The organism is Pseudomonas sp. LTGT-11-2Z (assembly GCF_003691445.1).
GTDB lineage: Bacteria > Pseudomonadota > Gammaproteobacteria > Pseudomonadales > Pseudomonadaceae > Aquipseudomonas > Aquipseudomonas monteilii.
In genome coordinates this window covers 5,789,056-5,810,328 of sequence record NZ_CP033104.1, presented here as the reverse complement: position 1 = coordinate 5,810,328, position 21,273 = coordinate 5,789,056, and the positions used below count along the sequence as shown (strand labels likewise).

Annotated in this window: 17 protein-coding genes; 8 read left to right on the top strand and 9 right to left on the bottom strand. The window is 63.3% G+C overall.

Going from position 1 to position 21,273, the window contains the following annotated elements; genetic code table 11:
• Positions 1 to 66: 66 nt before the first annotated feature.
• From waaF to D8767_RS27395, 7 genes are read left to right on the top strand one after another with little or no spacing between them, the layout of a single operon-like run.
• The gene (waaF, locus tag D8767_RS27425; protein WP_016714541.1) at positions 67 to 1,116 is read left to right on the top strand and encodes a lipopolysaccharide heptosyltransferase II; all 1,050 of its coding nucleotides are present in this window, start codon (positions 67 to 69) and stop codon (positions 1,114 to 1,116) included.
• Entirely contained in the window at positions 1,117 to 2,175 is a 1,059-nt protein-coding gene (gene waaC / locus D8767_RS27420) for a lipopolysaccharide heptosyltransferase I (protein WP_016714542.1), read from the top strand. It abuts the gene before it with no gap.
• Entirely contained in the window at positions 2,175 to 3,299 is a 1,125-nt protein-coding gene (locus D8767_RS27415) for a glycosyltransferase family 4 protein (RefSeq protein ID WP_016714543.1), read from the top strand. The genes waaC and D8767_RS27415 overlap by 1 nt, the downstream gene beginning before the upstream one ends.
• Positions 3,296 to 4,102 carry a lipopolysaccharide core heptose(I) kinase RfaP gene (gene rfaP, locus D8767_RS27410; RefSeq protein WP_016714544.1) on the top strand — a complete coding sequence of 269 codons (807 nt, stop codon included), beginning with the start codon at positions 3,296 to 3,298 and terminating at the stop codon, positions 4,100 to 4,102. Before D8767_RS27415 ends, rfaP begins: the two co-directional genes overlap by 4 nt.
• Entirely contained in the window at positions 4,102 to 4,836 is a 735-nt protein-coding gene (locus tag D8767_RS27405; protein WP_016714545.1) for a lipopolysaccharide kinase InaA family protein, read from the top strand. Before rfaP ends, D8767_RS27405 begins: the two co-directional genes overlap by 1 nt.
• On the top strand, positions 4,833 to 5,585 hold the full coding sequence (locus D8767_RS27400) for a lipopolysaccharide kinase InaA family protein (protein WP_016714546.1): 753 nt from the start codon (positions 4,833 to 4,835) through the stop codon (positions 5,583 to 5,585). The genes D8767_RS27405 and D8767_RS27400 overlap by 4 nt, the downstream gene beginning before the upstream one ends.
• On the top strand, positions 5,585 to 7,027 hold the full coding sequence (locus D8767_RS27395; protein WP_016714547.1) for a lipopolysaccharide kinase InaA family protein: 1,443 nt from the start codon (positions 5,585 to 5,587) through the stop codon (positions 7,025 to 7,027). The genes D8767_RS27400 and D8767_RS27395 overlap by 1 nt, the downstream gene beginning before the upstream one ends.
• On the opposite strand, the gene D8767_RS27390 is transcribed toward D8767_RS27395, so the two are convergent.
• The 8 genes from D8767_RS27390 to D8767_RS27360 form a co-directional block, all read right to left on the bottom strand.
• Positions 6,988 to 10,017 carry a dermonecrotic toxin domain-containing protein gene (locus D8767_RS27390; protein WP_016714548.1) on the bottom strand — a complete coding sequence of 1,010 codons (3,030 nt, stop codon included), beginning with the start codon at positions 10,015 to 10,017 and terminating at the stop codon, positions 6,988 to 6,990. The genes D8767_RS27395 and D8767_RS27390 overlap by 40 nt on opposite strands.
• Before the next feature lie 71 nt (positions 10,018 to 10,088).
• Entirely contained in the window at positions 10,089 to 10,265 is a 177-nt protein-coding gene (locus D8767_RS28890; RefSeq protein ID WP_016714549.1) for a hypothetical protein, read from the bottom strand.
• Complete coding sequence (locus D8767_RS27385) at positions 10,262 to 11,374, bottom strand: PepSY domain-containing protein (protein WP_016714550.1); 1,113 nt, start codon at positions 11,372 to 11,374, stop codon at positions 10,262 to 10,264. The genes D8767_RS28890 and D8767_RS27385 overlap by 4 nt, the downstream gene beginning before the upstream one ends.
• Positions 11,375 to 11,429: 55 nt before the next feature.
• Positions 11,430 to 13,865 carry a TonB-dependent siderophore receptor gene (locus tag D8767_RS27380; RefSeq protein ID WP_028699069.1) on the bottom strand — a complete coding sequence of 812 codons (2,436 nt, stop codon included), beginning with the start codon at positions 13,863 to 13,865 and terminating at the stop codon, positions 11,430 to 11,432.
• Between the two features lie 108 nt (positions 13,866 to 13,973).
• A complete protein-coding gene (locus D8767_RS27375; protein ID WP_016714552.1) occupies positions 13,974 to 14,930 on the bottom strand; it encodes a FecR domain-containing protein in 957 nt (318 codons plus the stop codon).
• Positions 14,927 to 15,445 (bottom strand): RNA polymerase sigma factor, encoded by a 519-nt coding sequence (locus D8767_RS27370; RefSeq protein WP_016714553.1) that lies wholly within the window; start codon positions 15,443 to 15,445, stop codon positions 14,927 to 14,929. The genes D8767_RS27375 and D8767_RS27370 overlap by 4 nt, the downstream gene beginning before the upstream one ends.
• Before the next feature lie 202 nt (positions 15,446 to 15,647).
• Positions 15,648 to 16,358: a PolC-type DNA polymerase III gene (locus D8767_RS27365; protein ID WP_016714554.1), complete on the bottom strand. Its 711-nt coding sequence runs from the start codon at positions 16,356 to 16,358 to the stop codon at positions 15,648 to 15,650.
• Positions 16,355 to 18,292, bottom strand: a complete 1,938-nt coding sequence (locus D8767_RS27360) for a DUF294 nucleotidyltransferase-like domain-containing protein (protein WP_016714555.1) — start codon at positions 18,290 to 18,292, stop codon at positions 16,355 to 16,357. The genes D8767_RS27365 and D8767_RS27360 overlap by 4 nt, the downstream gene beginning before the upstream one ends.
• Positions 18,293 to 18,408: 116 nt before the next feature.
• Here D8767_RS27360 and D8767_RS27355 point away from each other — a divergent pair, with 116 nt between their 5' ends.
• Positions 18,409 to 18,948, top strand: coding sequence for a response regulator (locus D8767_RS27355; protein WP_016714556.1), 540 nt, complete (start codon positions 18,409 to 18,411; stop codon positions 18,946 to 18,948).
• Positions 18,949 to 18,982: 34 nt separating this feature from the next.
• On the opposite strand, the gene D8767_RS27350 is transcribed toward D8767_RS27355, so the two are convergent.
• A complete protein-coding gene (locus tag D8767_RS27350; protein ID WP_016714557.1) occupies positions 18,983 to 21,160 on the bottom strand; it encodes a malate synthase G in 2,178 nt (725 codons plus the stop codon).
• Between the last annotated feature and the right edge of the window lie 113 nt (positions 21,161 to 21,273).

The window sequence follows — 21,273 nt, the reverse complement described above, 5'->3', positions numbered from 1 at the left end:
AATATAAAGAGGGGAGGCCAGGCTGTACCGCAGTCTGTAGCCTCCCCGAGCGTTTCTGGACTAAGCATGAGAATACTGATCATTGGCCCCAGCTGGGTCGGCGACATGGTGATGGCGCAGACCCTGTTCCAGTGCCTGAAACAGCAGCACCCCGACTGCGTGATCGACGTGTTGGCCCCCGAGTGGAGCCGGCCGATCCTGGAGCGCATGCCCGAGGTGCGCCAGGCCTTGAGCTTCCCGCTCGGTCACGGCGCGCTGGAGCTGGCCACGCGCCGGCGCATCGGCAAGTCCCTGGCCGGCCAGTACGACCAGGCCATCCTGCTGCCCAACTCGCTGAAGTCGGCACTGGTTCCGTTCTTCGCCGGTATCCCCAAACGCACCGGCTGGCGGGGCGAAATGCGCTTTGGCCTGCTGAACGATGTGCGCAAGCTGGACAAGGCCCGCTACCCGCTGATGATCGAGCGCTTCATGGCTTTGGCCTACGCGCCTGGTGCCGAGCTGCCGCAGCCGTACCCGCGCCCCAGCCTGCAGATCGAAGCGCAAAGCCGCGACGCCGCGCTGGCCAAGTTCGGCCTGGAGCTGGACCGCCCGGTACTGGCGCTGTGCCCTGGTGCCGAGTTTGGTGAGGCCAAGCGCTGGCCGTCCGAGCATTACGCTGCCGTGGCCGACGCGATGATCCGTCAGGGCTGGCAGGTGTGGCTGTTCGGCTCGAAGAAAGACCACCCGGTCGGTGAGCAGATCCGTGACCGGTTGATCCCGGGTTTCCGTGAAGAGTCGTCCAACCTGGCAGGCGAAACCTCGCTGGCCGAGGCCATCGACCTGATGTCTTGCGCCCATGCCGTGGTGTCCAACGACTCTGGCCTGATGCACGTGGCCGCCGCGCTGAACCGCCCACTGGTGGCCGTATACGGCTCGACGTCGCCCGGATTCACCCCGCCGCTGGCCGACCAGGTGGAAGTGGTGCGCACCGGCATCGAGTGCAGCCCGTGTTTCGACCGTACCTGCCGCTTCGGTCACTACAACTGCCTGCGTCTGCTGGAGCCGGGCAAAGTCATTGCCGCCCTGCACAGCCTGAGCGGGCCGGACCTGATCGATACCGTGGCCGAGGTCGACTAAGTGCGGGTACTGATCATCAAGACCTCGTCGCTGGGTGATGTGATCCACACCTTGCCGGCGCTTACCGATGCCGCCCATGCCATCCCGGGCATCCGTTTCGACTGGGTGGTGGAAGAAGGCTTTGCCGAAATCCCCAGCTGGCACCCGGCGGTCGACCAGGTTATCCCGGTGGCCATCCGCCGCTGGCGCAAGAACCTCTGGCAAACCCTCAAGAGTGGCGAGTGGAAGGCGTTCAAGCAGCGTGTGCGCGAACGCCAATACGACCTGGTGATCGACGCCCAGGGCCTGGTGAAGTCGGCCTGGCTGACCCGCTACGTGAAGGCCCCCGTCGCCGGCCTGGACCGCTACTCGGCCCGCGAAGGCTGGGCCAGCCGCTTCTATGACCGGCGTCTGTCGGTTGCCACCGGCCAGCATGCGGTGGAGCGGGTGCGCCAGTTGTTCGCCATGGCCCTGGCCTACGACTTGCCGGAAGGCATCGGCAACTACGGCCTGGACCTGGACCGCCTGCAGCTGCCCCCGGCTGCGCCCTATGTAGTGTTCCTGCATGGCACCACCTGGGCAACCAAGCATTGGCCTGAAGCTTATTGGCGCGAACTGGCCGAGCGCATGGGCCGGCGCAAGCTGGAAGTGCGTCTTCCTTGGGGCAACCCGGCCGAGAAGGCGCGCGCCGAGCGCATCGCCCAAGGCTTGAACAACTGCCAGGTGCTCCCCAAATTGAACCTTGCCGGCGTTGCCCGCGTGCTGGCAGCGGCAAAAGCCTGCGTGGCGGTCGATACCGGCCTTGGCCACCTGGCCGCAGCACTCGATGTACCCACCATTTCGCTGTTCGGCCCGACCAACCCAGGCCTGACTGGCGCCTACGGACGGACCCAGATTCACCAGGCCAGTGACTGGCCTTGCGCTCCCTGCCTGCAGAAGAAGTGCACCTACAAACCGAGCGCCGATGACCTGCGCCGGTTCGATCTGAAACGCGAGTGGCCGCTGTGCTTCACTCGCCTGAATCCCGAGCATGTGGCGGGCCGCTTGAGCGCGTTGCTGCTGGCTGAGGATGTCCGTTGATGCAACTGGCTTTCGTGCTTTACAAATATTTCCCCTTCGGCGGGCTGCAGCGCGACTTCATGCGCATTGCCCTGGAATGCCAGAAGCGGGGCCACCAGATCCGTGTATACACGCTGATCTGGGAAGGTGACATTCCGCCGGGCTTTGAAGTGCTGGTGGCGCCGGTGAAGGCGATTTTCAACCACCGCCGTAACGAGAAGCTAAGCGCCTGGATGGCCGCCGACCTAGCCAAGCGCCCGGTCGACCGCCTGATCGGCTTCAACAAGATGCCGGGGTTGGACGTGTACTACGCCGCCGACGGTTGCTTCGAAGACAAGGCGCAGACCCTGCGTGGCGGCCTGTACCGCCGCTGGGGCCGTTACCGGCACTTTGCCGAGTACGAGCGTGCGGTATTCGCCAAGGACGCGCACACCGATGTGCTGATGATTTCCGAAGTGCAGCAGCCGCTGTTCATCAAGCACTACGGCACCCCGGTGGAACGCTTCCATCTGCTGCCGCCGGGCATTTCCCAAGACCGCCGTGCGCCGGCCAATGCCGCTGAAATTCGCGCCGAGTTCCGCAAGGAATTCAACCTGGGCGATGACGACCTGCTGCTGGTGCAGATTGGCTCGGGCTTCAAGACCAAGGGTGTGGACCGCAGCCTCAAAGCGCTGGCCGCGCTGCCTTCGGCCCTGCGCAAACGCACCAGGCTGATGGTGATCGGCCAGGACGACCCCAAGGTGTTCCAGCTGCAAAGCGCCACCCTGGGCCTGGGCGACCAGGTGCAGTTCCTCAAGGGCCGCAGCGACATCCCGCGCTTCCTGCTGGGTGCCGATTTGCTGATTCACCCGGCCTACAACGAGAACACCGGTACGGTGCTGCTCGAAGCGCTGGTGGCCGGCCTGCCGGTGCTGGTGTCCAAGGTGTGCGGTTACGCCCACTACATTGCCGAGGCCGACTGCGGGCTGGTGCTGGACGAGCCGTTCGAACAGGACCAGCTCAATGGCTACCTGCAACGCATGCTCGAAGACTCGCAGGCCCGCGCCAGTTGGTCGCGCAACGGCCTGGCGTTCGCTGAAACCGCTGATCTTTACAGCATGCCGCAGCATGCTGCCGACGTGATCCTGGGGCAGAAAACCGCATGAAGCTGATAGTGGCCGAGCCCTTCAAACGCCTGTGGGCCGGGCGGGATGCCTTCGACGCCGTCGAGGCGCTGCAAGGCGAGGTCTATCGCGAACTGGAAGGGCGCCGCACGCTGCGTACCGAGGTGGAGGGCGAAGGGTTCTTCGTCAAGATCCACCGCGGCATCGGCTGGGGCGAGATCTTCAAGAACCTGTTCACCGCCAAGCTGCCGGTGCTCGGTGCCGGCCAGGAATGGCAGGCCATCCAGCGCCTGCACGAGGTGGGCGTGCCGACCATGACCGCAGTCGCCTATGGCGAGCGCGGCAGCAACCCGGCTACGCAGCACTCGTTCATCATCACCGAGGAACTGGCGCCGACTATCAGCCTGGAAGATTTCAGCATCGATTGGGTCAAGCAGCCGCCCGCGCCACGCCTGAAGCGCGCGCTGATCGCCGAAGTGGCGAAGATGACCGGTGGTATGCACCGCGCTGGGGTCAACCACCGCGACTGCTACATCTGCCACTTCCTGCTGCACACCGACCGCCCGGTGACGGCGGATGACTTCAAACTGTCGGTTATCGACCTGCACCGTGCCCAGACCCGAGCGAAAATCAGCCGCCGCTGGCGCGACAAGGACCTGGCCGCGCTGTACTTCTCGGCGCTGGACATCGGCCTGACCCAGCGCGACAAACTGCGCTTTTTGCGGGGTTACTTCCAGCGCCCGCTGCGGCAAATCCTGAAGGACGAAGCCCGTTTGCTCGCCTGGCTGGACCGCAAGGCGCAGAAACTCTATGACCGCAAGCAACGCTATGGGGATGCACTCTGATGGCGGGTTGGACACTGGCGCCAGGCTATGAACACCTGGCGGCGGACTTCGGCAGCCTCGATGCGGTATTTGCCCTCCAGGGCGAGCGCCTGACCCGCGACCCGCTCAGCGAGGTGGTGCGCATCGAGCGTGACGGGGTCAACTACTACGTCAAACGCTACACTGGGGCCGGCAAGCACATGCGCCGCTACTTGGGCCGGCCACGCATCAAGGCCGAATGGCAGAACCTCAAGCAGTTCGCCAAGTGGGGTATCCCCACTGCCGAAGTGGTGGCGTGGGGGCTTGAGCGCAATGGCCTGGCTTTTGGCCGTGGGGCGATGATCACCCGCGAGCTGCCGCGCACCGAAGACCTGTCGGCGCTGGCTGAACGCAACGATGCACGCTTGGCCGACCGGGCCTGGGTCGATCATCTCAGCCGCCAGCTGGCGCGCCATACCCGGGTGATGCACGAGCACCGCTTTGCCCATAACGACCTGAAGTGGCGCAACCTGCTGGTCGATGACCAAGGCACGCTATTCTTCATCGACTGCCCTACCGGCGACTTCTGGCGCGGCTTCATGTGGCGGCACCGGATGATCAAGGACCTGGCCTGCCTGGACAAAGTGGCCAAATACCACCTGTCGGCCACCCAGCGCCTGCGCTTCTACCTGCAATACCGTGGCCGCGACCGGCTGAATGTGCGTGACAAGAAGCGCATTCGCCAGGTGCTGGGCTTTTTCGAGGGAAGGGAATGACCGATTACCTGGCCAGCGCGGACCTCGCGCTGCTCAAACGCCATGGCCTGGACGACTTCGAGGCGCTGTGGGCGCTGCAACTGGATGCCGTGGACGAACCCAACACGGGCCGTGGCGGCTGGAGCAGCGTGTTCCGCCTGGAACTCGAAGGCAAGGGCTACTACCTCAAGCGCCAGAGCGACTACCTGACCCGCACCCTGCACCGACCGTTCGGCGAGCCGACCTTCGCGCGAGAGTTCCGCAACATCAGCCGCTACCAGAAACTGCACATTCCGGCCTTGCAGGCGGTGTTCTATGGCGAGCGCAAGCAAGGCGGTAAGCACCGGGCCATCCTGATGACCCGTGCCCTGGACGAGTGGGCCGACCTCGACAGCCTGCTGGCCCAATGGCCGCAGCTAGGCGATGGCGAACGCACCGGCATCCTGCAGGCGTGTGGCCAGCTGGCGCGCACCCTGCACAGCGCCGGCCAAGTGCACGGCTGCTTCTACCCCAAGCACATCTTCCTGCGCCAACGCCGCGATGGCTGGGACGCGCAACTGATCGACCTGGAAAAGACCCGGCCTTTGTTGTTCGGCATGCGCGACCGCCTCAAGGACCTGGAGCCGCTGCTGCGCCGCGCCCGGGCCTGGAGCGAGGCCGATGTGCGCACTATGCTGGCGACCTACCTGGCGCAGCCTGCTGACAGCACACTGGTCGACACCTGGCTGCAACGCCTGACGCAACGCCGTCGTGAAAAAGAGGCCCGCTGATGCGTTTGTCTGAACTGAAGGACGCCGGGCGAAGCCCGTCGTTACCCCTGAGTATCACCCTGGCCGACGCAGCCGGAAGCGCCGACCTGCAACTGCTCAGCCTGTTGCGCGTGCTGCCGGGCCAGCGCTATGTGGGCGCTGGCGTCTGGCGCGGTACCCCGGTGCTGGCCAAGTTGCTGGTAGGCGGTAGCGCCGCTCGGCATTTCCAGCGTGAGCTGCAAGGCGTGAAGCTGCTGGCCGAACAGGGGCTGACCACGCCGAAGCTGCTGGCTGACGGCCTCAAGGAAGGCGAGGGTGGCTGGCTGCTGTTCGAATTCCTCGACGGCGCCGAAAGCCTCGCCGATGCCTGGGCTGAGGTGGAAAACCTGCCGGTGTTATCTGACGAGCAACACCTGGTGCTGGGCGAAGCGCTAACGGCTGTCGCGCAGATGCACGCTAAGGGCCTGTGGCAGGAAGACCTGCACCTGGACAACTTGCTGCGCCACGGCGGCAAGCTGTACCTGATCGATGGCGCTGGCATCAAGGCCGAAACGCCTGGCCAGCAGCTGTCGCGCCCACGCGTGCTGGAAAACCTCGGCGTGTTCTTCGCCCAGCTGCCCAAGCGCCTGGAGCCGTTCATCGAAGAACTGCTGGTGCATTACCTGCTGGCCAATGCCGAACATGCACTGCCGATGGAGGCCTTGCAGAAGCAGGTGGACAAGGTGCGCAACTGGCGCCAGAAGGATTACCTGGAAAAGGCCGGCCGCGAGTGCAGCCTGTTCAGCGTCGAGCGCACCCTGTCGGGCTTGCAGGCGATTCGCCGCAGCGAGGTCGATGCCATGCAACCTGTGCTGGCGCAGGCTGATGCGTTGATCGACCAGGGCCACCTGTACAAGACCGGAGGTGCTGCCAGCGTGGCGCGGATCGAGGTCAATGGCCGCCAACTGGTGCTCAAGCGCTACAACATCAAGAACACGGCGCACTGGTTCAAGCGCTTCTGGCGCCCGAGCCGTGCCTGGCATTCGTGGATCGAAGGCCACCGCCTGGAATTTCTCGACATCGCCACACCCAAGCCGCTGGCGGTGCTGGAACAGCGGGTGATGGGCCTGCGCAGCCGCGCCTACCTGGTCACCGAGTATGTCGATGGCCCGGACCTGACGGCCTGCTTCGCACCCTACGTGGAGAGCGGTGAGGCCCCCGAGGAGCAGGTAGATGCCCTGGTGCATGTGATGCAGCAGCTGATTCGCGAACGCATCAGCCATGGCGACTTCAAGGGCCATAACCTGTTCTGGCACAACGGCCAGTGGTCATTGATCGACCTGGATGCCATGTGCCAGCACGCCACCCAGCTCAGCTTCGCCCCGGCCTACGCCCGGGACCGGGCGCGGCTGTTACGCAACTGGCCGAGTGGCAGCGCTTTGCATCAGCGGCTGGACCGGCTGCTGCCCAAGCTGGCCGAATAGCCCGAGGGTAACGCCAGCCAGTCGCTGCCGCGGCCGGTCTGGCGAACCCGGATGCGCCATTCACCCTCCTGGTGGCGCAGCACCGCCCAGGCAGGCACGACACCAGACAAGCCAGCGGGCAACACCAGGTGATAGTGGCCAGGCAGCAGGTGGCGGCGTACTGGCAACTGATGGTTATGCAGTTGCAGGTACTGTGTGCTGTCGTGGTTGAACAGGTGTTCGTCCTCACTATCTGCGGTGCCTTGAAGCGGTATTGCCAGTCGGCACTGTTCGAGCAGTTGCGTGATGTCTGGCAAACCGTCATGCCAGCGTACGGGAGAGTCCACTACCCAGTTGCCATCCTGACTGCGCTTGATCGGCAGTTTCAGGTACGCATAAGGCTGGTCGGGATCGGTGGCTCGCCAACGGGTGCCGTCAAAACTGACATTGAAGTAGCGGCCCAGGTTATCCCGCACGAAGTACTGGGTCAGCCCGGGGCTGGCGGACAGTTGTTCATAGACGGCCTCACCCTGTACCGAGTCGATCCGGTAGCGCAACCTGGCACGGTCCGGCGCGGTTTCGTAGTGTTTAGGCAGGGGTATCGGCGGCGGTTTGGGCAGCCCCCGCAAAGCACGGCGCATCAAGCTGGAACCTGCCATATCGTTCAACCCGGCGGTGGCATGGCCGAGAGCAGCCAAGGCATGGTGCAAGGCGCCCGCATGGTCGTCGTGGTCGAACGCTTCGAAGCCATCCCATATGGAAATCGCCATACGGCCAAATGCCAAGGCGACCAAAGTCCGTTGCGGCAGTACGAAGGTGACAATGTCCAGCACCAGCCGCAGCACATTGACCGAGAACTCTCCTAGCAGCTCCTGATTGCTGCGGGTGACGGAATCGGTGTGCGCGATCAGGTTTCTGACCTCGGCCCGGTAGAGTGCCTGATACAGATCGCCAGTGATGGTTTGCCGTGTAATGGATGCACCACCTACCCGCCCCTTGAGCAACCGCGCCTTGAGCTTTTTGCTGCTGGCCTGCGGCAGGCGCTGGACCAGGTAGTCCTGCAACCTCAGGTCACCGCGAATAGCCCGGATCAACGCTTTGATGTCGCGGTACTCACGCCAATAGCGCCTGTCCGGGACGTCAGGGCAATGAACGACGATTCGATTCGAGTTCTCTGGCGAGACGAGCAGCAAAACCCCCATCAATGTATCGCCGTGTACGAGCAGTTGCTGAACGATCACCTGTTGCTCGTTGTAATGTGGGCGTGCATGGCTGTCGGGGTTGCGGATGACCGTGCTGGCCCAGCCATACCCCTGCGCGAAAGTGTCGGCGAGAAAATGGCCTACATAGCGCGCTTTTACCGCTTCGGCATTCAGGCGGGCGCGGTAGACCTGTGTGTATGCCGCCTGGCGCCATCGGCCCTCTGGCGAGTCGAGCAATTGCGTGTGCAGGTAAGCCTTGTAACCGCTGCCGGCATTCAGGCGCCGTACGATCTGTTTTACCCGCAATGGCGTGAGCGCGGGCAAGGGTTGATCACCGTGAAGATAGACCCGGGCAGTCAGCCAGTAGTCCACATCGAACCAACTGATGTTCAGCAGCGCCAGTTCGTCGAGGCGGTAGGTGTGATTCACCAGTTCGACGGTACCGCCCACCTGTTGTCGGCTGACCACCGGAATGTAGCCCACTGTGCTGCCCAGCGGGAGAGGGTTCACGATCGGCCCTACCTGGCGGGCAAGGGTGACGCTGATGGTGATATCACGCGGATCGCAGTCCAGGCCCGGGTCACGTTGCAGGTACTCGCGCAGGCGCACGTTTACCCACTGCAGCAGCGAATGCTGCTGGCTGAACTGTTCCAAAGTCAGAATGCCAGGCGCACTGGCCGCTTCGATGGCCATCACCTGTTCTTGCATGGCCTGCATGATGTGAGCGACACCTTGCTGCGATGCGGTGCGCAGCCAATTGGGCATGTGCTTCTCCAGCAGCAGGCCGTAGCGGTTGGCCAGTGGGCCACGGCTACCGACGGCTCTGCGTATGTCGAGTGCTGGGGCAAGCGCGTTGTCCAGCTGCTCGATATCACGCTGCTTGCCTTGCTTCCATGCAAGTTGCCAGGCATGGCTCAAGTGCCTTGATTGGGCGTCACGCAAGGTAGAGGCCAGGTAGTCGGCCACGTCCTCGGTATACCAGTCATAACGTAAACGCGCCGCGCAACGCGCGCTTTGCTGGTCAGCAGGGGTAATCATGAGCTTGAGCAGGTGCTCGCTCTGCTGCGGATCTTCCAGGCGCTCGCATACCTCCTTGTGGAGATCGTTCAGGTTGTCGAAGGCTTCGATGCCGTGAGCGATACTGCACAATAGTGCTCGGCCAACCGGTTCAGGGTGCTCAAGCGTACGTCCTTCAGCCCCCTGCTCGGTAATCACCAGAAAACCCGGCACATGGCTGCGCCAGTTGGGGTCAGTGCTGGTTAGCAACAGGCGGTAGACCTGAGGGCGTGCGGTGACGGGCAAGTGCCGCCGCTGCCAAGGTTGTGGCAGTTCCAGGCATGTCCTGAGCAGTTGGGCATGCGCTGCAGACAGGGTCTGATCGGTAGTGCGCAAGCGAATTTCCGCATCCAGCTGGTCGCGGAACAACACTGCCAGGCTGACAGCGCGCGTCAGCCCTTTGCTGTTGCGCTCCAGCCAGTACGCTGCCTGGCTCGCGTGCAGTTGCTGACGAATGGTTTGGCAGAAGCTGCCGATACGGCTGCTGAAATCGGGAGGTAGGCTAAGTGCCGGGTAGTCGACATGCCTGATGCGGCTACCCGCAGGCAGACGAAAAGTGCCACCGTCGAACAGATGGAATCCCACCAGTTGCAATAGGTGATGCGTACCGAAAAACAGCGTGCGCGCACTGATGGAGAGGCCCGGGAACAGTTGGGCAAGCGTCAGATCAAGGCTGTGCTCGACGCCATGAATGGGGGGTAGCAGTGCATCAAGCTGGTTATCCAGCGTGTGAAAATGCGGCTGGGTGGTCATGGTCCGGCTCCTGTTGCGAAGGCGGACCATGCTGCGCCCGGGCGCCAGGACGGAGGTGTTAGCCGGCTACCTCAGCGGCGCCACAGGCCGTGTATCGAGAACCATGCTGGTAGGCCGAGCCCGAGCCAGGACAGCCCATCCCACCAACCATCACCCAGCAAGGCGGCGAACAGCCCCAGGGCTCCCAGCAAGGCGATCAGTGCCGGCCAGGCAAAAATGCGCGAGGCGGGTTGCGACTTATGGCTCATGCGCGTGCCTCCTTGGGTTTGCGTTGCTTGCCCCACCACAGGTACAGGCCGCTGCCGAGCACGATGATGGTCAGCACATCGAGCACCGCCCAGAGGAGTTGCATCGGGCGCCCGCCGTAATCGCCGAAATGCAGGGGTTGCGACAGGCCCATGGCGTCCATGTACCAGGGGCGCTCGCCGACCGCTGTAACTGCCAAGGTGCGGGCGTCGATCAGTACCGGCGTGAACAGGTGTGAACTCAGGTGTGTGGCACCGTTCATGAACACCGCATAGTGGTGTTCGCTGGAAAAGCGTGTGCCGGGGAAGGCGATGAAGTCCGGGCGCATGCCGGGGGCAGCCTGTTCGGCAATCTCCAGCAGGCGTGTGGCTGGCGCGCGCAGGGTGAGCGGCGGGGCGTCGCGGTAAGGCGCGATCATGGCAGCCAGGCTGTCGTTGCGCCAGGCGGCGATGACCAGGTCGGACAGGGCGCTGATTACGCCGGTCACGCCTACCGTGAGTGCCCAGGCCAGGGTTACCACGCCGATCAGGTTATGCAGGTCGAGCCAGCGCAGGCGACGGGATTTTTCGTGGCGTACCGTGCCGAAGTCCAGGCGGCGCATGAACGGCGCATAGAGCACGGTGCCGGAGACGATTGCGAGGATGAACAGTACGCCCATGAAGGCCAGCAGCAGCTTGCCGGGCAGGCCGGCGAACATGTCCACATGCAGGCGCAGCATCACCATCATGAAACCGCCATTGGCGGCCGGCATGGCCACGGCTTCGCCGGTGCGGGCGTCGAGCATGAAGGTGTGCGACAAGTTGGGGTCGGTGCCAGCAGTGGCGGCGGTGATGGCGACCACGCCATTGGGTTCGTCTTTGTCGTAGCCGAAGTACTGCATGACCTCGCCGGGGCGGTGCTGCTCCGCTTTCAGTACCAGCTGCTGCAGGTCGAGGTGTGGGGTACCTGCGGGCATTTCACGCAATTGCGGGGCGTCGCCAAGCAGATGTTCGAGTTCGTGGTGGAAAATCAGCGGCAGACCGGTGACTGCCAGCAACAGCAGGAACAGGGTGCAGACCAGGCTGCTCCAGGTGTGGATCACGGACCAGCGGCGGATGGTTGGGCTTTTCATCACGGTACCGTTTGTTGTCTGTTGGAACGGGGGCCGCAAAGCGGCCCCCATTCACTCAGAACTTGTAATTGACGCTGGCGACCACGTTGCGTTCGTCGCCGTAGTAGCAGTAGTACCCGTCGCACGTCGACAGGTAGTCCTTGTTGAACAGGTTTTTCGCATCTACAGCCACGGTGACACCTTTGAGTGTGCTGTTCAGGCGGCCCAGGTCGTAATGTACGGAGGCGTCGTACACAGTGTACGAGCCCACATGGCCCCAGTCGGTATTCGTGGTGTTGCCGTAGGTGTCGCCCACATAGCGCACGCCAATGCCTACGCCAAAGCCGTCCAGCGCCCCGCTGTTCCAGGTGTAGTCGGCCCAGGCAGTGGCCTGGTTACGCGGAACCTGCGCCATGCGCTTGCCTTTCTCTTCACGGGTGCCTTTGGTGATTTCGCTGTCGTTGTAGGTGTAGGAACCCACCAGCTTGAGGTTTTCGCTCACATCCGAAGTAGCCTCAAGCTCAAGGCCTTTCACGCGCACTTCGCCAACCTGGCGGGTGACGCCACCCTCGGTCACCGACATGTTCTGCTGCGTCAGGTCGAATACAGCTGCGGTGAACAGGCTTTTGCTGCCTGGCGGTTGGTATTTGATACCCAGCTCGTACTGCTTGCCTTCGGTCGGCTTGAATGCATCGGTGCTATTGACGGTTGACCCGGTAGCGGCCTGGAACGACTCGGCATAGGAGATGTATGGCGTCAGCCCGTTATCGAACACATAACTGAGCGCTGCGTTACCACTGAACTTCTTGTCGCGCTGGGTATTGGTGGCGTCGCCCTGATTGTGGAAGGTGGTGCCGGTATGCACCCAGTCCTCACGACCACCCAGGGTCAGGCGCCAGTTGTCCAAGGCCATCTGGTCTTGGGCGTACAGGCCGGTCTGCTGGGTTTTCTGATCGTAGTCGTACATGTCGAAGTACTGAACGTTCGAGAAATCCTGGCCGTATATCGGGTTATGGATATTGCTTGATGGCACACCGGCCGAGCCCCAACGCCAGCGAGCGTTGCTGTCCGAGCGCTGATGGTCGAGGCCCAGCAGCAGGGTATGGGAGAGTTGGCCAGTCTGGAAGTCGGCCTGGAAGTTGTTATCCACTGCGAACTGGGAGATATCTTCTTCGACGATACCGGCAGTACGTTGCACGGTGCCATCGGCGCTGACGGCCTCGTCCGGTCCGGCTGGCCCGATCGAGCCGCCGGCGGTAATGCCCTTGAAGTCCAGTTCGTTGCGCGCATAGCGCAGGTTCTGGCGGAACTGCCAGGTGTCATTCAGGCGGGTTTCGAACGCATAGCCGAGGTGGTAGTAGGTGCGGTCGTAGGACTCCCAATCCGGATCACCCAGGTTCTTGTGGTGAGAAATCTTGCCTGCCGGGCTGTCCAGCTTGGTGCCTTGCAGAGGCAAGAACTGGCCAGTAACACCCGTATCATCGCGGGTGTACTGGGAGATGAAGGTCAGCTTGGTGTCGTCGTTGATGTTCCAGGTCAGGCTGGGCGCGATGTTATAGCGCTTGTCCGGTATATGGTCGATCGGCGAGCCGCTGTCACGCACGGTACCGCTCACCCGGTAGAGGAACTGGCCTGCATCGTCGAGCTTGCCGGTGCTGTCAAAATTGATCTGCTTGTGATTGTTGCTGCCAACCTGGGCTTCGATTTCATGGCTGCTTTCCAGTTGCGGCCGACGGCTGGTCATGTCCAGCAACCCGCCTGGCGGGGTCTGGCCGTACACTGATGAAGCCGGGCCGCGCAGCACGGCGATGCGCTCCAGGTTCCAGGGCTCGATTTTGGGGGTGGCATAGTTCCCCTTGGGTAATGGCAGGCCATCTAGGAACTGGGTGGGCACAAAACCACGTACCAGCAACCAGTCGCTGCGCGAGTCGGAGCCGTAGCCGCTGCTCTGCACGCCTGCCGTATAACGCAGGGCATCATTCAGGCTGAGTACTGGCCGATCTTCCATCTGCTGCCGGGTGATCACGGTTACCGAGCGGGGTAGTTCGGCGATGGCAGTGTCTGTCTTGGTGCCTGCTGCCGTGCGGGTTGCGGTGTAACCCTCGACCGCCCCCCAGGCGCTTTCATAATTGGCTGTAGCGTTGATCGCTGTTTCTGGTAACGCCAGTGTCCCTTCCGGCGTAGCCACCAGGCTGTAGCTGCCCACGCTGCTTTGTTGCAGTTGCAGGCCAGTGCCGCGCAAAGCGGCTTGCAGGGCACCTAGGCCGTCGTACTGGCCGGTCACCGGGGCCGAGGAGCGGCCGTTGACCAACGCCGGGTCGATGGCCAGGGCGATACCGGCCTGGCTGGCGATCTTGTTCAGGGTGGTGGCCAGCGGGGCGCTGGGCAGGTCATAGGCGCGCGCAGCGGATTGCTCGGCGGCACACAAGACAGGGCTGGCCAATGGCGCGGCTATGGCGATGGCAAGGGCCATCACGCTAGGGCGCAAGATACGATCAACAGCACGGGACATGCAGTGGCTCCTGGACGGATAAGTGCTAACTGCTTCCTTGCCGAGCGAGATTTGAAAAGTGTCAGGGCTGATCTGAAAATTATTGAGCAGTATTTTTGGCTTTCAGCCTTACTTCGGTACCACGTTCACCCACCACTGGGTATGCCGCTCGATTTTCACCGGCAAAGCCGGCACCAGTGATGCCAGCGCCAGGTCGGTGTCGGTCAGTGGGAAGCTGCCGGTCACGCGCAGGTCGGCGACCTTGGCGTCCACCCCCAGGTGGCCACTGCGGAACTGGCCAAGCGTGGCCAGCAGGTCGCCCAGGCGCACGTTGTCGGCCACCAGCATGCCCCGGGTCCAGGCATCGGCACCGGCGGGCACCGTGCCGATCTGGCCGAGGCCGTTGGCGTTCATCAACACTTGCTGGCCTTCACGCAGCACCTGCTCGTCGCCACTGTTATGCGGCATGGCCGCAACCGAGGCTTGCAGCACTTCCAGGCGCGTACCGTCGGCTTCGCGGCGTACCAGGAAGCGCGTGCCCAGTGGCCGCAGGCGACCATCGTCGGTGCGTACCAGCAGCGGACGCGGGTCCTGGTGGCCGGTTTCGACCGAAATTTCGCCTTGGTGCAGCACGATCACCCGTTGCTCGCCTGCGTAGTCGATATCCACGGCGGTGTGGGTGTTCAGGCTCAGCAATGTGCCGTCTTGCAGGCGCAAGGTACGCAACTCGCCAGTTGCGGTGCGCTGGTCGGCCAGCCAGTAGCTGGGTGCCAGCGACGGGGCGCCGACCCAGGCCAGCAGTGAACCGAGCAGGAACATCCCGGCCAGCCCGCCGCCAACCTTGCCGATTCGGCGCCGCAGGCTGACGCGCGACTGCAGCAGGGCCTGGCGTGCCGGGCCGGCCGCCGCGCTGACGCGTTGGTCCATGGCGCCGAGCTGGCGCCAGGCCCGCGCGTGTTCTTCACTGGCGGCATGCCATCGCGTGAATTCGTTGCGTTCATCCGGTGTGCCGCTGGCGTCGCCGAGGCTGAGTTTCCAGGCGATGGCGGCTTCAAGTACCCGGGACGAAACCGGCGCGTTGCTCACGTCGGCTCCCCGTACAGGGCCACGTAGCACTGGCGCATGCCTTGGGCGATGTACTGGCGCACCCGCGATACCGAAACGCCCAGGCGCTCGGCGATCTCGGCATGGGCCATACCGTCCAGACGGTTGTGCAGGAAGGCCGCGCGGGCCTTGCTCGACAGCTTGCCCAGCAGGCGGTCGATGGCCATGAGGTCTTCGAGGATCAGGTGCTGCACTTCGGGCGAGGGCTGTTCAGCTTCCGGGATCAGCGCCAGCTCGGCCAGGTAGGCCTGTTCCAGCGCCGCACGGCGGAAGTGGTCAAACATCAGCCCCTTGGCCACGGCGGCGATGAAAGCGCGGGGTTCGCGGGGGGTGTCCAGCTGCTCGCGGCCGAGCAGGCGCACGAAGGTGTCCTGGCTCAAGTCTTCGGCACGTTGGCGGCAGGCCATGCTGCGTTGCAGCCAGGCGAGCAGCCAGCCGCGATGGTCGCGGTACAGCGCACCGACCAGATCGGCGTGTGGGCTCTGTGCAGAAGACAAGCAGCGTCCCCCCGGAACGTATGCATTAACTAACGATAATTATTCGCGATTGTTGCAGAGGGGAGGGGGTGGGTGCAATGGACGCTTATCGGATTGCCATCATGGAAAAGGCTAAGGGGGCTGGCTTGAGGTTTTCAGCGCCTGTGAAATCGAGCGCCGCCCGCGCGGCGCTCGATTTCACAGGCGCTGCCTTACTAACGCCCTACAACCCGTGACTTTGCACCTTGCGCCGCCGCCACCCACGCAACCGCTGCTCCAGCTGCAACGGGCTGTCCAGCTGCTGGCGCCGGGCCTGGCTGAACAAAATCAGCGCCAGTTCAGCCGTAACCTGAGCATCGGCACTCGCATGGTGGCGTTCTTCCACCTGCAAGCCAAACCGCACGACCCAGTCATCCAGCCCGGCCTCGCGCAGCACGGTGTCGGGGTTAAGCATCGGCGCCAGTTCGGCCACATCGAGGAACGGTGACTGCAAGCGGTAACCCAGGCTTTCCTTCAGCGCCCGCGCCAGCATGCGTTGGTCGAATGGCGCATGAAACGCCAGTACCGGGCTGCTACCAATGAAATCGAGCAAATCCAGCAAGGCCTCGGCCGGGTCGCAACCGGCGGCCAAGGCACTAGGACCCAGGCCGTGGATCAGCACGCTGGCGTTGGTTTTCTGCAAAGGCCTGTGCAGGGTACGTTCGAACTGTTGCGCAAAGTCGATGGCACCGTCCTCAATAGCCACCGCCCCGATCGACAATACCTGATCACGGTTGGTGTTAAGCCCGCTGGTTTCCAGATCCAGCACTACCCAGCGCTGCTCACGCAAACTGCACACACCCAGCGGCGCGGGCTTGGGCAGCCGGGCCAGGCGCTGACGCATGGCGTCGTCCAGCTCGGGCGCGCTGGGGCGCAGCCAGGCAAACAGGCTCATAGCTGATACCGCAAGGCCAGGCTGCTTTGCAGGCGTTGGGCCTGGCGCAGGGATTCGCGCAGGATGCGCCGGTCCAGGTGGTTGAGGCTGTCCGGGTCGAGCCGGTTGGAGTACGGCAGGTTGTCGCGGGTCTGGCGCTGATGCTGCTGCATGCGGGTCTGCTGGATGAAGTGATAAGCCTCTTCATAGGCAGCGCCGTCCAGTGGCTCGATCACGCCATTGGCCACCAGTTGGCGCAGGCGCTCCAGGGTATTGCAGGCGCCGATGCCATTGGCCAGGGCCAGCAAGCGTGCGCCATCGACGAAGGGCGTCAGGCCCTGGACCTTGAGGTCGAGGGTGGCGGCCTTGTCGTTGCCCTGGCGGGTCAGCACGAATTCGCGCAGGCGGCCCACTGGTGGGCGCTGGCGCAGGGCATTGTCGGCCAGCATGCGCTGGAAGAGGCGGTTGTCGGCTACTTGCTCCAGCAGGCGCTGGCGCAACTGCTCGCAGCCTTGCTCGTCGCCCCACACCACGCGCAGGTCGAAATAGATGCTGGAGCCCAGCAGGTTCTCCGGGCTGGCTTCGCGGACAAAACCGGCAAAGCGCCGTGCCCACTCGCTGCGCGACAGGCACAATTCAGGGTTGCCGGCCATGATGTTGCCCTTGCACAGGGTAAAGCCGCACTGTGCCAGGCACTGGTTGATGTACTGCGCCAGCGGCAGCAGGCGCGCACGGATGCTGTCGGCCTCGGCGCTGTCGGCGGCCTCGAAGAGGATGCCGTTGTCCTGGTCGGTGTGCAGGGTCTGCTCGCGTCGCCCTTCGCTGCCGAAACACAGCCAACTGAATGGCACGCCCGGGTCGCCGCGCTCGGCCAGTGCCAGCTCGATCACCCGGCACACGGTGTGGTCGTTGAGCAAGGTGATGATCTGGGTGATCTGCGTGGACGATGCGCCGTGGGCGAGCATGCGCTCGACCAGCTGGCTGATTTCACCGCGCAGCGATACCAGGGTGTCCAGCCGAGGCGCATGGCGGATGGTACGCGCCAGGTGCACCAGGTCGACCCGTTGCAGTGAGAACAGGTCACGCTCGGAAACCACCCCGCACAGGCGTCGGTTTTCCACCAGGCACACGTGGGCGATATGCCGTTCGGTCATGGCCATGGCCGCGTCGAAGGCGCTGGCCTGGGGGCTGAGGTAGAAAGGCTTGGCGGTCATGTGCCGCTCGATGGGGGCGCCCAGGTCCGCATCCATCGACGCCACCACCTGGCGCAGATCGCGCAGGGTGAAGATGCCGACAGGGTAGCGCTGCTGGTCGATCACCACGATGCTGCCGACCTGCTGTTCGTGCATCAGCCGCACGGCATCGCGCAACGGTGTATCGGCGCTGCACACCACCGGGTGACGCATGGCCAGCTCACCCAGCGGGGTGTTCAGTGAGTACTGGGTCCCGAGGGTTTCCACCGCGCGCTGGCGTACCTGTTGGTTGACCTGGTCGAGCAGGCTGCTGACCCCACGCAAGGCAAAATCCCGAAACACTTCAGACATCGAGAACACGCGGATGAACGCGGCTTTGTTCAACTGCAGGCAGAAGGTGTCTTCACCGGCGAGGTGCTCGGTGCGGGTCGCCCGTTCGCCCAGCAGTGCGGCCAGCGGGAAGCATTCGCCGCTGGTGATTTCGAAGGTGGTTTCCACGCCAGGTTTGACCAGGTGCTGGCGCTCGCCAACCACTCGTCCCTGCTTGACGATGTAGAAGTGCTCCACCGGCCCGTCGGCAGGTTTGACGATGCTTTCGCCGCTGGCATAGAAGCGCAGCTGGCACTGTTCCACCAGGAAGGCCAGGTGGCTGTGCTCCATCTGGTTGAACGGCGGGAAGCGCTGCAGGAACTGCAGGGTGCCCTGGATGTTCTGCAGCACTGCCGTCCTGCCCGCCTGGCTGTAGGCGTCCTTTTTGCTCATGAAACTGACCGTATCGCTATGCCGAACTATATATATCTATATATAGGTGCCGGCCCTGTTGTTCTCTGCCTCCATGGTCGGCTTGCGGCGGGGTGGTGCCCATTGGACGTAAGTCTATGAGCCCCCCTGTCAAAGACCCGACGAAAGGCGAACCGGGTTATGCAAGTAAAGTGGTCCTACTGCTGAAGCGGAATTTTTTTGACGAGATGACCATGCCTGAGCAAACCGACATCCTGAGCGACGCCGAGCGCGAGGCATTGGCTGGGGTGAGCGCGCCTGTGGCATTGAAGCCGTTGGTACTGATCGTTGATGACAACCCAGTGAACTGCGAGGCACTGGGCTATTTCCTGAAAAGCAGGGGCATCGACAGCATGATCGCCGATGGTGCCAAAGAGGCGCTGTGGAAGTTGCACTGGGAACCCAGAATCTCGCTGATGATCACGGATCTGCGCATGGAACCCTGGGACGGGATGGAATTGATTCGCCAAATACGTAAATCGAAGTGGGCGGCGTTGTCGATCATCGTGGTGTCGGGCGACACCGATGTGAAAGAGGCGGTGGACGTGATGCACCTGGGGGTGGTGGATTTCCTGCTCAAGCCGGTGGACCTGGACAAGCTGCTGGAGCTAGTGAAGAAAGAACTGAAACTAGAGTGATACGGAAAGGGGCCGCCAAGCGGCCCCTTTCGATTTACAGCCCGTTACGCGCCTTGAACTCACGGCGACGACGGTGCAGCACTGGCTCGGTGTAGCCGTTCGGCTGCTTGCCACCTTCCACCACCAGCTCGACAGCGGCCTGGAACGCGACGTTGTCGTCGAAGTTCGGCGCCATCGGGCGGTACAGGGCGTCGCCGGCGTTCTGCTGGTCAACCACCACGGCCATGCGCTTGAGGCTTTCCAGCACTTGCTCCTGGCTGACTACGCCATGGCGCAGCCAGTTGGCCAGCAACTGGGCCGAAATACGCAGGGTGGCGCGGTCTTCCATCAGGCCGACGTTGTTAATGTCCGGCACCTTCGAGCAACCCACGCCCTGGTCGATCCAGCGCACCACGTAGCCGAGGATGCCCTGGGCGTTGTTGTCCAGCTCGTTGCGGATTTCTTCGGCAGACCAGTTGGTATCGGCAGCCAGCGGGATGGCCAGGATGTCGTCTACCGACGCCGGGGTACGCGAAGCCAGTTCACGCTGGCGCGCCTGTACGTCCACCTTGTGGTAGTGCAGGGCGTGCAGGGTGGCGGCAGTCGGCGACGGCACCCAGGCGGTGTTGGCACCGGCCAGCGGGTGGGCGATTTTTTGCTCCAGCATGGCAGCCATCAGGTCGGGCATGGCCCACATGCCTTTGCCGATTTGCGCACGGCCTTGCAGGCCGGTGGCCAGGCCAACGTCGACGTTGTTGTTTTCGTAGGCGCCGATCCACTTCTCGTTCTTCATGGCGCCCTTGCGCACCACGGCGCCGGCTTCCATCGAGGTGTGGATTTCATCGCCCGTGCGGTCGAGGAAACCGGTGTTGATGAACGCCACGCGCTCGGCGGCTGCCTTGATGCAGGACTTGAGGTTGACCGTGGTACGGCGCTCTTCGTCCATGATGCCGACCTTGACGGTGTTGCGCGGCATGCCCAGCAGGTCTTCGACCTGGCTGAAGATCTCGGCGGCGAACGCCACTTCTTCCGGCCCGTGCATCTTCGGCTTCACGATGTACACGCTGCCGCTGCGGGTGTTCTTGCGGGTGGTGTTGCCGTTGAGGTTGTGCAGGGCGATCAGGTTGGTGAACAGGCCGTCCTGAATACCTTCAGGAATTTCGTTGCCTTGGGCATCGAGAATCGCCGGGTTGGTCATCAGGTGGCCAACGTTACGCACGAACAGCAGCGAACGGCCATGCAGGGTCACGCTGCCGCCGTTTGGTGCGGCGTACTCGCGGTCCGGGTTCATGGTGCGGGTGAAGGTTTTGCCACCCTTGCTCACGCTTTCGGCCAGGTCGCCTTTCATCAGGCCCAGCCAGTTGCGGTAGACGATCACCTTGTCGTCGGCATCGACGGCGGCAACCGAGTCTTCGCAGTCCATGATGGTGGTCAGTGCCGATTCCATCAGGATGTCTTTCACACCGGCAGCGTCGGTGCTGCCAACCGGGGTGCTGGCATCGACCTGGATTTCGAAGTGCAGGCCGTTGTGCTTGAGCAGCACGGCGGTCGGCGCGGCGGCATCGCCGTGGAAGCCGATCAGTTGCGCGTCATCACGCAGGCCGCTGTTGCTGCCGCCTTTGAGGGCCACAACCAGTTTGCCGCCTTCGATGCGGTAGCCGGTGGAGTCGACGTGCGAGCCGGCGGCCAGTGGCGCGGCTTCGTCGAGGAAGGCGCGGGCAAAGGCGATGACCTTGTCGCCACGAACCTTGTTGTAACCCTGGCCTTTTTCGGCGCCGCCTTCATCGCTGATGGCGTCGGTGCCGTACAGCGCATCGTACAGCGAACCCCAACGGGCGTTGGCGGCGTTGAGGGCGAAGCGGGCGTTCATCACCGGAACGACCAGCTGTGGGCCGGCCATGTGGGCGATTTCTTCGTCCACGTTCTGGGTGGTGGCCTGGAAATCGTCGGCTTGTGGCAGCAGGTAGCCGATTTCCTGGAGGAATGCTTTGTAGGCTACGGCGTCGTGGGCCTGGCCTTTGCGTGCCTGGTGCCAGGCGTCGATCTTGGCTTGCAGCTCGTCGCGCTTGGCGAGCAGGGCTTTGTTCTTTGGAGCGAGGTCATTGATGATCTTCTCTGCACCCGCCCAGAACTGCTCGGCGACGATGCCGGTCCCGGGGATGGCTTCGTTGTTCACGAAGTCGTACAGGACCTTGGCGACCTGAAGGCCACCGACTTGAACGTATCCAGTCATTGCTTGCCTCACTCTGCTCAGCTATTTCGCTCTTCTGTATTAAGCCTGTAGCGCTTCTCTAAACACGGCACCAGTGCATGCCCCCGGGTTGCGCCGGACGCGGCTGGGTGCGG

Coding starts and splice junctions, on each gene's coding strand:
- D8767_RS27365 (WP_016714554.1), bottom strand. CDS start 16,358: ATGAGCCTGTTTGCCTGGCTGCGCCCCAGCGCGCCCGAGCTGGACGAC.
- D8767_RS27355 (WP_016714556.1), top strand. CDS start 18,409: ATGAGCCCCCCTGTCAAAGACCCGACGAAAGGCGAACCGGGTTATGCA.
- D8767_RS27390 (WP_016714548.1), bottom strand. CDS start 10,017: ATGACCACCCAGCCGCATTTTCACACGCTGGATAACCAGCTTGATGCA.
- D8767_RS27385 (WP_016714550.1), bottom strand. CDS start 11,374: ATGAAAAGCCCAACCATCCGCCGCTGGTCCGTGATCCACACCTGGAGC.
- D8767_RS27380 (WP_028699069.1), bottom strand. CDS start 13,865: ATGTCCCGTGCTGTTGATCGTATCTTGCGCCCTAGCGTGATGGCCCTT.
- D8767_RS27405 (WP_016714545.1), top strand. CDS start 4,102: ATGGCGGGTTGGACACTGGCGCCAGGCTATGAACACCTGGCGGCGGAC.
- D8767_RS27400 (WP_016714546.1), top strand. CDS start 4,833: ATGACCGATTACCTGGCCAGCGCGGACCTCGCGCTGCTCAAACGCCAT.
- D8767_RS28890 (WP_016714549.1), bottom strand. CDS start 10,265: ATGAGCCATAAGTCGCAACCCGCCTCGCGCATTTTTGCCTGGCCGGCA.
- D8767_RS27360 (WP_016714555.1), bottom strand. CDS start 18,292: ATGAGCAAAAAGGACGCCTACAGCCAGGCGGGCAGGACGGCAGTGCTG.
- D8767_RS27350 (WP_016714557.1), bottom strand. CDS start 21,160: ATGACTGGATACGTTCAAGTCGGTGGCCTTCAGGTCGCCAAGGTCCTG.
- rfaP (WP_016714544.1), top strand. CDS start 3,296: ATGAAGCTGATAGTGGCCGAGCCCTTCAAACGCCTGTGGGCCGGGCGG.
- D8767_RS27395 (WP_016714547.1), top strand. CDS start 5,585: ATGCGTTTGTCTGAACTGAAGGACGCCGGGCGAAGCCCGTCGTTACCC.
- waaF (WP_016714541.1), top strand. CDS start 67: ATGAGAATACTGATCATTGGCCCCAGCTGGGTCGGCGACATGGTGATG.
- D8767_RS27415 (WP_016714543.1), top strand. CDS start 2,175: ATGCAACTGGCTTTCGTGCTTTACAAATATTTCCCCTTCGGCGGGCTG.